This window comes from Pantoea sp. PvP021 (assembly GCF_054056055.1).
Window position 1 is genome coordinate 90,064 of record NZ_JBSRXX010000002.1, and the last position, 12,339, is coordinate 102,402.

12 protein-coding genes are annotated in these 12,339 nt (G+C 52.8%); 5 read left to right on the top strand and 7 right to left on the bottom strand.

Going from position 1 to position 12,339, the window contains the following annotated elements; all coding sequences use genetic code 11:
- Positions 1 to 2: 2 nt before the first annotated feature.
- From ACVKSX_RS09500 to ACVKSX_RS09510, 3 genes are all read right to left on the bottom strand, one after another.
- Complete coding sequence (locus tag ACVKSX_RS09500; protein ID WP_064690754.1) at positions 3 to 494, bottom strand: Hcp family type VI secretion system effector; 492 nt, start codon at positions 492 to 494, stop codon at positions 3 to 5.
- 1,001 nt (positions 495 to 1,495) lie between these two features.
- Positions 1,496 to 2,152 carry an SDR family oxidoreductase gene (locus tag ACVKSX_RS09505; protein WP_122889351.1) on the bottom strand — a complete coding sequence of 219 codons (657 nt, stop codon included), beginning with the start codon at positions 2,150 to 2,152 and terminating at the stop codon, positions 1,496 to 1,498.
- Between the two features lie 88 nt (positions 2,153 to 2,240).
- Complete coding sequence (locus tag ACVKSX_RS09510; RefSeq protein ID WP_158132293.1) at positions 2,241 to 3,308, bottom strand: SDR family oxidoreductase; 1,068 nt, start codon at positions 3,306 to 3,308, stop codon at positions 2,241 to 2,243.
- A 100-nt stretch (positions 3,309 to 3,408) separates the two neighbouring features.
- On the opposite strand from ACVKSX_RS09510, the gene ACVKSX_RS09515 reads away from it, so the two are divergent.
- The 4 genes from ACVKSX_RS09515 to ACVKSX_RS09530 all read left to right on the top strand — a co-directional run bounded on the left by ACVKSX_RS09515 (position 3,409) and on the right by ACVKSX_RS09530 (position 8,027).
- Positions 3,409 to 4,311, top strand: coding sequence for a LysR family transcriptional regulator (locus ACVKSX_RS09515; RefSeq protein ID WP_337030001.1), 903 nt, complete (start codon positions 3,409 to 3,411; stop codon positions 4,309 to 4,311).
- A gap of 321 nt (positions 4,312 to 4,632) precedes the next feature.
- Entirely contained in the window at positions 4,633 to 6,081 is a 1,449-nt protein-coding gene (locus tag ACVKSX_RS09520) for a sugar porter family MFS transporter (protein ID WP_010670306.1), read from the top strand.
- A 98-nt stretch (positions 6,082 to 6,179) separates the two neighbouring features.
- The gene (locus tag ACVKSX_RS09525) at positions 6,180 to 7,007 is read left to right on the top strand and encodes a TIM barrel protein (RefSeq protein WP_274603525.1); all 828 of its coding nucleotides are present in this window, start codon (positions 6,180 to 6,182) and stop codon (positions 7,005 to 7,007) included.
- Between the two features lie 9 nt (positions 7,008 to 7,016).
- Positions 7,017 to 8,027, top strand: a complete 1,011-nt coding sequence (locus ACVKSX_RS09530) for a Gfo/Idh/MocA family protein (RefSeq protein ID WP_010670304.1) — start codon at positions 7,017 to 7,019, stop codon at positions 8,025 to 8,027.
- Between the two features lie 158 nt (positions 8,028 to 8,185).
- Here the strand turns inward: ACVKSX_RS09530 and ACVKSX_RS09535 are convergent, their stop codons facing one another.
- The 4 genes from ACVKSX_RS09535 to ACVKSX_RS09550 form a co-directional block, all read right to left on the bottom strand.
- Entirely contained in the window at positions 8,186 to 8,659 is a 474-nt protein-coding gene (locus ACVKSX_RS09535; protein ID WP_157353035.1) for an OmpA family protein, read from the bottom strand.
- A 2-nt stretch (positions 8,660 to 8,661) separates the two neighbouring features.
- Entirely contained in the window at positions 8,662 to 9,870 is a 1,209-nt protein-coding gene (locus tag ACVKSX_RS09540; protein WP_060679096.1) for a diguanylate cyclase domain-containing protein, read from the bottom strand.
- A 1-nt stretch (position 9,871) separates the two neighbouring features.
- Positions 9,872 to 10,432 (bottom strand): YfiR family protein, encoded by a 561-nt coding sequence (locus tag ACVKSX_RS09545; protein ID WP_010670301.1) that lies wholly within the window; start codon positions 10,430 to 10,432, stop codon positions 9,872 to 9,874.
- A gap of 147 nt (positions 10,433 to 10,579) precedes the next feature.
- Positions 10,580 to 11,485: a LysR family transcriptional regulator gene (locus tag ACVKSX_RS09550; RefSeq protein ID WP_354438766.1), complete on the bottom strand. Its 906-nt coding sequence runs from the start codon at positions 11,483 to 11,485 to the stop codon at positions 10,580 to 10,582.
- A 401-nt stretch (positions 11,486 to 11,886) separates the two neighbouring features.
- Between ACVKSX_RS09550 and ACVKSX_RS09555 the strand changes: the two genes are divergently transcribed.
- Positions 11,887 to 12,180, top strand: a complete 294-nt coding sequence (locus ACVKSX_RS09555) for a DUF1330 domain-containing protein (RefSeq protein ID WP_010670299.1) — start codon at positions 11,887 to 11,889, stop codon at positions 12,178 to 12,180.
- The last annotated feature ends 159 nt before the right edge of the window (positions 12,181 to 12,339 follow it).

Sequence of the window (12,339 nt, forward strand, 5' to 3'; positions counted from 1 at the left end):
CCTTATGCTGTTTTCTGCTCTTCCAGGCTATCGGTGTGTTTAATATTGCCGTCTGTATAATGCCAGTCTATTTGTTCATAACGCAGCCCGACATGCTCTACGTGACCGTGCCTTTCAAAATCCGGGTCTTTGGTATCGAACATAACCGTCACGACGTGACAAACCTTCACATTCTCGAGTTTCGTTACGAAATACTCCTCTTCCTGACCGTTGTAATTGATGCGGTAGAAGCTGAACACCGCTTTTGCTAGCGTTTCCCCTGTTGTTAGCGCTTTATACAATTGCGGCGATGCGCTATCAATAGTTTTTTCAAAAGTATAAGCCTCATGTTGCCGCGTGCCTGTCACTGCACCTGTTGTGTCGTCCGTTGGAATAAATAAATTATGCTGCATCCCAGTTACCTCAATGCTTCCTTCGCGTTCAGTGACATCGACAGAGCCTTTTATTAACTTCCCTTCTTCATCGTAAAGCCACAGATATACTGGTATAGCCATTTAACACACTCCTTTGTCATATGAAGAGTGATAGTATCCTCCGCCTGCACTCCCATTATGAAATGCTGAATGATATTTAATTAATGGCAATCAATAAAAACGCATATATTTCTCCCTTTTCGCTCTGCTCACGCATCCTATCTTTGCCCTCAGGACACCCTCTTTTACTGTAATCTGAACTTAACCGGGCTGAAGCTATTGAGACGCAGGCTGATGCGTTCAGAGTTATAGTGGGGATCCCAGTGTCTATGACCTTTCTCTGCACAACTAATTCTATCTGACTCCTCCAGAATGAAGTCCTGGGATTGAAGCGTGACGAAAAATCTTTTAGCTATCGCGTTATTAAAGCAGTTTCACTTACCCTAAGGACTCTGCACCACATCTGCTGCCCGAAGCTTTTAATGATAATTTGTGATCTGGATCTGCAACCGCAGATTGATATGAAGCACGGGTGAATCAGCCGCTGATAGCCGCGTAAATGCCTTGACTGACATTTATTAACTCGCGCCGTGGCGGGATTTTCTGAACGACATTCGGACATGACTTCAGTACTGAAGGGGTAAATTATCGGAGAGAGTTAACGCTTTTCGCCGCAAACATAAAATACAGCTACCTCATTGCCCTCTTTTGATTAACGCTGCCACCGGTGCAGTCACGCTGTAAAATACTTACGACCGGCCATTTTCATGAGCGATATTTTCAGACGGGATAACTACATGGCGTATCATCGGCGTTCAGCCTTCAATTTGGTATTTGGCAGTTTTTCAGATAAATAATTGATGAGTAACGGCGTGGGTTTAACAGGCTAATTAATAATGAGCAGAGATTCGGCGACCAACAACCTTGCGCCAACGCCATAACGGGCAGCAGTTTTACGGTAGCCATCCCTCTTATTCCGGGTAATGTCTGACTACCGTAAACTGTAATACAGGAAAAGAGCCTGGACTCTTCCCTGAACTGCGTCTGATTAAGTTGAGTTTCCAACTTTTTGAGGCGGTTTTTTAGCCCCGCTGCAACCGCTGCAACGCCACATCAATCTGCACATCACCTTTGGTGAGTTCGATGATCTGATACTTAATTGCCGGATTTTCAATCAGGCCGACCAGTGTCGCCGCCACATCTTCGCGCGGGATCTCACCATACGGAATCGCCAGATCGGCATGAACCCGACCGGTACCGGCTTCATCGGTCAGCGTACCCGGTCGCAGGATTACCCACTCCAGCTTACTCGCTACCAGCTCCACATCTGCCAGACGCTTCACCCGCATGTAATTCTCAAATCCCTCTGAGGGAGTTTTACCGCGGCCCGCATCCGGGAAAGCGGAAACCAGCATAAAGCGTGATACCCCCGCCTGTTCTGCTGCGGCAACCGCCAGCTTCAGCCCTTCTCCGTCAATGGCATTGGTCAGCTCGATCCCGGCACCGCCCGCACCCGCCGTGAAGACAGCCACATCGTGACCGGTCATCAGATCTGCCAGTGCCGTCACGCTCAGCTGCTGAATATCGCCAGCCACCGGTTTAGCACCTGCGGACTGCAGCGTCTCTGCCTGCTCCGGTTTGCGGTGCAGCGCCGTCACTGTATGGCCTTTACTGCTCAGCTGACGAGTCAGCTTTTGGCCCACTTTGCCCGCTGCGCCGATAATGAAACATGTCGCCATAGGATCCAATCCTCCATTTACTGATTGAGTGCCAGAGTATAGTTATCAGTCAGAAACAAAACAGGCGCCTGATGCGGCGCCTGCTGGGTTATTGCGGGATCACTTTTTCTGCTTTCAGCTTATCAAACAGCTGAGTAAAGGAGTCGAGCGTGCTGCGATAGCCGGTGAAGCCCGCTTTACGGCTCTTACTCATATCGGTAAAGGCTTCCATCGGACGTCCCAGGTCGGCATCGGTATGCCACCAGGAAGCCAGTCTGTTGACATCCGATTCACGCAACTGATGCTGCTCTGCAATCGCCTGCCATGCACTGGCGGCTTCCTGCATGCGATCTTCCAGCGGCATCATCTGCGCCGGGTATTCCGCTGCTTCAATGCCGAAATAGTCAGCCAGTTTTGGCCACATCCAGTTCCAGCGGAACACATCGCCGTTTACCGCATTGAAATCCTGATTAGCGGCATTAGGTGAGGTCGCCGCCCAGTGCAGCTGCTCAGCCAGCAGGCCCGCATCGGTCATATCAACGACACCGTTCCACTGCTCAGGTGAGCCAGGGAAGATAAACGGCCAGCCTTTCTCTTTACACAGCGTTGCGTAGACCGCCAGTGTCTGACCCATATTCATCGCATTGCCCACGGCATAACCGATGATGGTGTGCGGGCGATGCACACTCCAGCGGTAGTCAAACTTCTCTGCACCAGCGAACACTTCATCTTCCTGCGCGTAGTAGAAGTTATCGACCGGCTGACGGCCCTGCTCTTCACGGAACGGCGTGACTGGCACAGCGCCTTTGCCGTAAGCTTCAAACGGACCCAGGTAGTGCTTCAGTCCGGTTACCAGCGCCACGTGCGAACCCTGTAAGCGGTCGCCGAGTGCTTCAATCACATTTCGCACCATGCCGCCGTTAACGCGGATATTCTCTTTTTCATTTTCCTGACGCGCCCAGACGCTAAAGAACAGCGCATCCGGTTTCACTGTTTTCAGCGCGTCCCGGACGGCATCCGCATCGGTCAGATCGGCCGTCAGGCTGGTGACACCTTCAGGTACCGCGCCACGTCCGCGTGACAGACCGCTGACCTGCCAGCCTTCTTTCTGTAATTTATCTGCCAGTCCGCGACCAATAACGCCACTGATGCCCACAATCAAAGCATGCTTTTTCATTTGATTTCTCCTCGTTTTGCGTAATGCTAAGCCTAATAGAGAATTCAGTTCTTATCTCTGGTATTTATTCACAGCATTCTCAACCTGAGTTCATTAATCGATGCACGATCATCGCCTCAAAGATATTCTGCCGTTTGTTGCCAGCGTAGAGTGTGGCAGTTTTACCGCCGCTGCGGAGCGTCTGCACGTAACCGGATCGGCGATCAGTAAAAGCGTCAGCCGCCTGGAGACACGATTAGGCTCGCGACTGCTGGAGCGCACCACACGGAGCCTGCACCTCACCGACGCGGGCAGCGCCTATTACCAGACCTGCCTGCGCATTCTGGAGGATCTGGCCGAAGCCGAAGCGGTGCTGGCGGCACAGCGAACGATTCCTTCCGGTCGCCTGCGCCTGGCAGTGCCCACCACCTATGGCCGCCTCAATGTGATGCCGCTGCTGATGCCCTTTTGTCAGCAACACCCGGAACTGGCTCTGAGCCTGAGTTTCTCTGACCGCTTTGTTGACCTGTTTGAAGAGGGCGTGGATGTGGCGGTACGGATCGGCGGCGCGCCCGACCTGCCTGCTTCGCTTGGCTGGCGTAATATGGGCCGCGAGCAGATGCAGTTCTGTGCCTCACCCGCTTATCTGGCACGTGAAGGACGACCTGAAGATGAGGCGGCGCTGCTGAACCACCGCGCCATCCTTTATGAGCGTGTAGATGGCAGCACCAAACCCTGGCTGTTCACCACCGAAGATGGTCAGCCGCACTGGCGCGAGGTGCCATACCGGCTGGCACTGGGCGACGTCGATGCCCAGCTGCAGGCTGTCATCGCCGGGCTGGGTGTGGCACAAATGCCCTCGTGGCTGATTCAGCATGCCGTGAAACGGGGCGACCTGGCGATAATTTTGCCGCAGTTGCAGCCCGAGGGGCTGACGCTGAGCGTGGTGTGGCCGCGCCGTAAACAGTTCCTGCCTAAGGTCGATGCGCTGTTATCGGCGCTCACCGCCCTGGAAATCCGCTAACCCGTTCTTCTATCTGTTTATCGCGGTTGGGATGTTTCATCCTGACCGCGATCATTTAATCTTTCTACACGCTGATTTCCCCCTGTTCTGCCCTGCCTGAACCGCCGGTAATTTATCAACCTTCCCTATAACCCGCTTAAATTTAATGTTTTTATTTTCGCCCTGATGGAATCCCATCAAAATAAAAATGGCGGAAGGGTTGAGCTCACATAATGAAAACTAAGTTTCAAATATAATTTAACCCGAAATAAAAATATCAGTAGGGTGATGTCTTCTTCATGTTCTGACGTTTTGTCTTTGCCGTTATTACCAGGAGTATTCATGGAAAAAGAACTTTATATCTCGTCGAACCCGGCATCCGGTCCAAATAGCACCACCCGCACCGAGCCTTTTGTGAAGATTATTGCGCTGGTCGCCACCCTGGGTGGATTGCTGTTTGGTTATGACACCGGAGTGGTCTCAGGCGCGTTGCTGTTTATGCGCGGCGATCTGCATCTCACCCCATTTACTACCGGGCTGGTCACCAGCTCCCTGCTGTTTGGTGCAGCCTTCGGCGCGCTGGCAGCCGGTCATCTGGCGGATGGCCTCGGCAGACGACGCATTATCATTGCGCTGGCGCTTATCTTCGCTTTTGGCGCTGTCGGCTCGGCGCTGGCGCCTGATGTCACCTGGATGATCGCTTCTCGCCTGTTCCTGGGCTTTGCCGTGGGGGGTGCTGCCGCGACCGTGCCGGTCTACATCGCAGAAATCGCCCCCGCCAATAAACGTGGCCAGCTGGTCACCCTGCAGGAGCTGATGATCGTCAGCGGTCAGCTGCTGGCGTACATCTCCAACGCCACCTTTAACGATATCTGGGGCGGCGAAAATACCTGGCGCTGGATGCTGGCGCTGTCGATTGTCCCCGCTGTTCTGCTCTGGATCGGCATGATTTTTATGCCTGAAACCCCGCGCTGGCACGTAATGAAAGGCCGCAGTCAGGCAGCGCGTGAGGTCCTGGAAAAAACCCGTGCCGCCGAAGATGTCGAGTGGGAACTGGAAGAGATTGAGGAAACCATCGAAGAGAACCGTCAGCGTGGCAAAGGCCGCCTGCGCGATCTCGCCACACCCTGGCTGATGAAAATCTTCCTGCTGGGCGTGGGTATTGCCGCCATCCAGCAGCTGACCGGGGTGAATACCATTATGTATTACGCCCCCACCATGCTGACCGCCGCCGGACTGAGCAACGATGCCGCGCTGTTCGCCACCATCGCCAATGGCGTGATCTCCGTGGTGATGACGCTGGCGGGTATCTGGCTAATCGGCAAAGTGGGACGCCGTCCGCTGGTGTTAATCGGACAGATGGGCTGCACCTGCTGCCTGTTCTTTATCGGGCTGGTCTGCTGGTTGATGCCGGAATACCTCAACGGCACGGTCAACCTGCTGCGGGCTTATCTGGTGCTGGCGGGGATGCTGATGTTTCTCTGCTTCCAGCAGGGCGCATTGTCACCCGTTACCTGGCTGCTGCTGTCGGAAATCTTCCCCGCCCGGATGCGTGGCATCTGTATGGGTGGCGCTGTCTTCTCACTGTGGATCGCCAACTTCGCCATCTCCATGGCCTTCCCGCTGTTATTAGCCGCATTTGGTCTGGCCGGAGCCTTCTTTATATTCGCGGCTATCGGCATCGGCGGTTCTGTTTTTGTTGTGAAGTTTATTCCCGAGACCCGGGGAAGAAGTCTTGAGCAGGTCGAGCACTATTTCTATGCGCTTTATAACGGCAACGGCAAAAAATAGTGCCTGAAACGTCCGTATTGAAAAACTCACGGCCCGCGTCATTACGCTGACTACCCGATTGCTATTAACACTGTACCCCTACATTCAAGGAAATTGTTATGAGCCTGAATATTCCCAACGCGCGCTTTTGCATCAACCGTAAAATTGCGCCCAGCCTCACCCTTCCGCAGTTTTTTAAACTGGTCAGCCAGCTCGGTATCCATAATGTCGAACTGCGTAATGATATGCCCAGTGGCCGCGTCACCGACGATCTCACCGGCGACAAGGTAAAAGCTCTGGCGCGTGAGTCAGGCATCCGGATTGTCACCATTAATGCGCTCTATCCCTTTAATCAGCTGAATGAAGAGGTGCTGCAACGCACCCGCCAGCTGTTAAGTGATGCGCAGGCGGTCGGCGCTGAATCGCTGGTGCTCTGCCCGCTTAATGACGGCACGCCGATCAGCGCTGCCGACACCGTAAGCGCGCTGAAAACCCTGGCCCCGCTGTTCGCTGAGGCAGGTATTCAGGGGCTGGTGGAACCGCTGGGCTTCCCGCAAAGCTCGCTGCGTTCAGCAACTCAGGCTCAGACGCTGATCCATGAAGCGGGTGTGCCATTCAGATTGCTGATCGATACCTTCCATCATCATCTGTTTGAAGATGCGGAACAGACTTTCGAACAGGAGATCGATATTCAGCAGATCGGTCTGGTTCACCTTTCCGGCGTCACCGACCCGCGCCCGGTTAATCAGCTAACCGACGAAGAACGCATCATGCTCAGCGCGGACGACCGCTTGCGCAGCAAGCAGCAGGTCGAGCGACTGGAGAAAATGGGTTACACCGGCCTTTACGCCTTTGAGCCGTTCTCCTCAGTGATGAACAGCTGGCAGGAAGCGGACATTGCCCGCGAAATTCGCGACAGCATCCAGCTGTTAAACCACTCAGCTTAAGGAATTATCATGACTATTAATATTGGCGTCATCGGCACCGGCGCAATCGGTCGCGAACACATCCGCCGTTGCAGCACCGTGTTACAGAATGCGCGCGTGGTGGCGCTTAACGATATCAACCGTGAAAACTGCCAGCAAATCGTCAATGAGCTGACGCCGGAAGCGCGTATTTATGACAATGCTATCGATCTGATTAACGATCCGCAGGTCAATGCGGTGCTGGTCACCTCCTGGGGCCCGACGCATGAAGCCTTTGTGCTGGCCTGCATTGAGGCGGGTAAAGCGGTGTTCTGCGAAAAACCGCTGGCGGTCACCGCGCAGGGCTGCATGAACATTGTGGAAGCAGAAATTAAGGCAGGACGTCAGCTGGTGCAGGTCGGGTTTATGCGCCCTTATGACAGCGGCTATCGTGCACTAAAAGCGGTGATCGACAGCGGCGAAATTGGCGAGCCTTTGATGCTGCACTGTGCGCACCGTAACCCGGAAGTGGGCGACAGCTACACCACCGACATGGCGATCACCGACACGCTGATCCACGAACTCGATGTGCTGCGCTGGCTGCTGGATGATGATTATGCCAGCGTGCAGGTAATCTTCCCGCGTAAAACCCGTAAGGCGTCGTCACATCTTCGCGATCCGCAAATCGTGCTGCTTGAGACGACCAAAGGGGCGCGCATTGATGTCGAAATCTTCGTGAACTGTGAATATGGTTACGATATTCAGTGTGAAGTGGTGGGTGAAAGCGGCATTGCTCGTCTGCCGGAGCCGGTCTCTGTGCAGCTACGCAGCGCGGCTAAGCTCTCCACCACCATTCTGACTGACTGGAAAAAGCGTTTTATCGATGCGTATGACGTGGAGTTGCAGGCATTTATCAACAACGTCATCAGCGGTGAGATGACCGGTCCCTCAGCATGGGATGGTTACGCCGCCGCGGTGGCCGCTGATGCCTGCGTCGCGGCCCAGACTTCCGGTGAGATTGTGCCGGTCACTATGCCAGCAAGACCGGCGTTTTATCGCTGATAGCAACGCTGCACGGCGGGTTCCGCCGTGCATTTTCCCCTCCGTTTCACCTTTTCCAGCGGCTCTTCACGCATCATCGGTAACCGAATAAAGCCGCCAGGCAGGACATTGAGTCATACCGGCCTGAGCGCGCAGCACTGCTCACTGTTAACTCATTATCACGGCGCAGTAATCACAATTGCCACACGCCGATTCTGCGCGCGTCCCTGCGCACTATTGTTACTGGTAACCGGTGCACTCATACCTAATCCACGTGTGATAATATTTTCACGCGGTATAGCAGCCCCTTCCGACCACTGTGCCGCGACTGCGTTAGCTCTTTTTAGCGACAGCTGTTGGTTATAATCTGGTTTGCCGTAATTATCGGTGTGCCCGTCAATTCGCACATGTTTAATACCGGTCGACGCCAGGTTTTTTGCCATCCCCTGAATGTTACTTTTGCTGGAGGGTGTAAGTTCTGATTCGTTTACACCAAACAGGATCTTATCTGATAAGCCTAATCCCCAGCCTTCCCTATTTTGAGTGAATCCCGCACGCTTCATCGCTGCGATCTGCGCCTCACTAAAACGTTCTTTAGACTGACAACCGACCAGCGCCAAAATAAGCAGCATCAGGGAAATATTTTTTTTCATCTTTAAGCCTTATTTGTTCGCTTATTTTTGTACATATTCATGTCAGCGCGTTCGAGAATAGACTCAACCGTATCGCCGTGTTGTGACCAGGCGTAGCCAATGGTAACCGAGGTATTTATCGGCGTACCTTCTGCAAGGATGATTTTTTCCATGATGAGGTCATGGATGTCCTGCATGAGTTGCTGTAATTGCTCCTCACTGACCTGACTGCTCACCAGCATGGCAAATTCATCCCCACCTAAACGGGCGACTAGATCCTGTTCAGATGCCAGTGATAGCAGGCGTGCTGCTATCGCTTTTAATACCTCATCCCCGGCGGCATGGCCCCAGTTATCATTGATACTTTTAAAGCGATCGCCATCAAGAAACAGTAAGGCAAAACGCTCCTCAGCATATTGCTGGTCGAGAAGCCGGGAAAGGTGAGCAGCAAACGCGCTGCGGTTTGCAAGACCGGTTAACGGGTCCTCCAGCGCTTTGGCTGCCAGCGAGCGATTATCTCGGATAAGCGAAGCCTTTAGCGATTGCATTTCCCTCAGCAACGAATTCAGATCATCTGAAAATAGCTGAAACTCACTCGTCGTGCTCTCCGGTATACGCAAGGAAAAATCACCGGAATGAATCACATAGTGAATCGAGCTGGTAATGTTGCGCAGTGTAGCGAGCATACCCCGATGCAGAAATTCACTCAGCAAAAGGGAGATAATCAGTACACATAGCATACCGCTGGTCAGAATCATGAAGGAGTATCGAATGAAACTCACCGCGCCGGTCACGGTGCCTTCCAGCGTTAATGTACCGACAGCAACGTCAGAGTGAATGATACTGACGTTAAGCGGTTTAAGATAAATCCACTCACGTAATAACCGCGAATACCAGCCCGTCTGCTCCTGCTGAGCATGCCAGTTGACCAGAACAATGTGATCTTTAGTGACCAGTTTCGCAGATGCGTACATCCCTTCATTGCCGAGCCGTGCAATTTTATTGTGCGCATCGTAACTGTCGGAAAAAACGGTCGCAGCGGTTAGCGTGGTGCTGAGGGTTGCGCCGATTAATTCAAGGTTTCGCTTCTCGTAATTTTTAATGAATAGCAGCGACGTCGAAGAGAGCAACAGCCAGCACAACAGTAATATCACCGCAGCGTTGATGGTGCTTATTTTTCGCAGTTTATTGCGTATCGATGATTTGTCATTTCTTAATTTATCGAATTTCATTTTATTCGCTTCTCTCGCGGGACAGCAAAAGCACGTCCGGACTCACCCTGACACCGCTTCTGGCAAGCGAATCAAGGTTAACGGAAAAAAGCGTGTGGCCCGGATGAAAAATCAGGCAAAACGCGGCGCCCCGCGTGCAATCCGCATTGTTCTCCGCGAGGGTAAGGACGGCTCTGCCCTTAAACTGCTGAATCAGGTCCACCTGCTGTTGTGACGTCTGATCGCCGAAATAGACGGCGTCGCATCTGTGCGACGGCAGGTCGCCTGCGCTGGCAAGATAAACAACGGTGAATGTGGCTGCCGCAGAGGAGGCATTGTCCGGCAAGGAGAGATGCCGGGCTGAAGAAAAAATACATAATTGAGGCGGTTGTTTTAAGCCCGTCCACTGGGTGAAGCTGATAATACCACTGACGATATCATTGGCTTTGCCATCTTTTATTTCGGCACTGGCAATATGAGGAATAAGCAGCAGCAAAATAAGTCCCGTATAAACGAGTTTGCAGATGTGGCGTATGAAAAGCAGCACATCGACGTCATGATGAATTTGATATTTATCGATCATACTGCGTTCCCAAAAATTCTACGCATGGCAGGACGCCTTAATAAGCGCGGAAATATTAGCATAGCGGTGATTAAATTTGTACTTCTGGTTTGGTTCGCCACATACCCTGTTGGTGTACTTTTATCTGGCGTAAGAATCACTGTGCTATCAGTCAAAATAAGGTTTTAAAATTTCTTCGGTCCAGTGCATAAAGGCTCTGACACGCCGCGACAGATTTCGTCGGTGCGCGACAACAAAAGAGGCACTGAGCGGCTCAGGACACAGATCGGTAAGGACTTCAACCAGCGCACCGCGCTCAATATAGGGCGCCAGCGTGGAGTAACCGCCCTGAATCAAGCCCAGCCCGGCCAGTCCCGCCTCATGATAGGCCGGTACGCTATTTACCCTTATGGCGCCGGGTAACATCAGCAATTGATAGCCGTCATCCGCCGGATACTCCCAGCCATCTGGCTTCGAACCAAAGCTCCGCTGGTAATGGACCATCTGGTGTCCCTGACTGAGAAGGTCATCAATCGTCTGCGGTATCCCAAAGCGCGCCAGATAGCCCGGACTGGCGGCATTAATCATGCGTAGTTTCCCCAGCGGGCGAGCAATAAGCGTGTCATCAACGATTGGCCCCAGACGGATGACACAATCAAACCCTTCATGAACTAAATCAACGCGCCGATCGGTACTTGAAAGCTCGATCTCCAGTTCAGGGTGTGCCTCCAGCAACTGAGGCAGCGCGGGGATCACCACGCATTGTGCCAGCACGGCAGGCATATCAACGCGTATTCTGCCCCGCAATGACATCCCCTCGTGAGAGAACATGGACTGTAATTCTTCGGCTTCCGATAACAGATCGCGGGCGCGTGAGTAAAAAGCCCGTCCATCTTCCGTTAACTGCACTGTTCGCGTGGTGCGATGCAGAAGCGTGGCGCCTGTCTCCCTTTCGAGTTCGCGCACCACTAATGAGGCGCGTCCTTTCTGAATACCCAGGCTTTCAGCTGCCTGAGTAAAACTCTTCATTTCCGCCACGCGTGCAAAAATAATCAGCGCCTCAAGGTTTTTCATTCATTGTTCCCCTTCAGAGTAACAGTGCGTTATTTCTTACGTTATTTATCACCATATTAATGGGTAATAGACTGCTTTCACACCGCGGATATTACAGAACGCGATCTGAACGTTATGAAGGTGAACCGTCTTTCTGAAAGGCTCAACGCCGTTGCGAACTGCCATGCAGGTTTGTGTACATAAGCACTGGTTCAGATCCCCGCATCATTCAGAGCACTGTTGGTTCGCGGCAAACATTGCTCAGGGTATCGGGAAGCACTCAGTGAAAAGGTTGTTACTCACCACTCAATCCGTTGACCCGAAGGAAGATTTGAAAACTTAGCCCCCATTCCGGATTTGGTTAACGCCAGTCGCGCTGCCTTACGCTGGATTTCACCCCCCTGTCAGGAAGGAAAAGAGAAATGAACAAAGGTTATTTAATCGCTCACGTGACCGTATCGGACCCTGTCGCATACGCTGACTATGCCAGAGCTGCAGGCGAAGCCATGCAGGCGTTTAATCCGAAGATCGTTGCCTGGTCAGGGCAGTATGAAAATCTGGAGGGAGAGGCGCATGAACGGCATGTGGTATTTGAGTTCGAATCTTTTGCCGAAGCCAAAGGTTTTTATGAAAGCCCTGCGTATCAGGCTGCCAGGCTGTTGCGTGCAGGGGCTGCGCACGGGACGTTTGTGCTGGTTGAAGGGGCCAGCCTTTAAACACTTCTCCGTCATGTGCCGCTGCAGACTCCAGCGAACCTGGGGCCCGCAGGATGTCACCAGTATGCTCAGTGGTGCCGGGATTTACCCGAGAAAGTGACAAGGGATATTCTGGTAATTGACGCTACCTGACCACCGTGCCGGTTAGGTAGCGTGTAA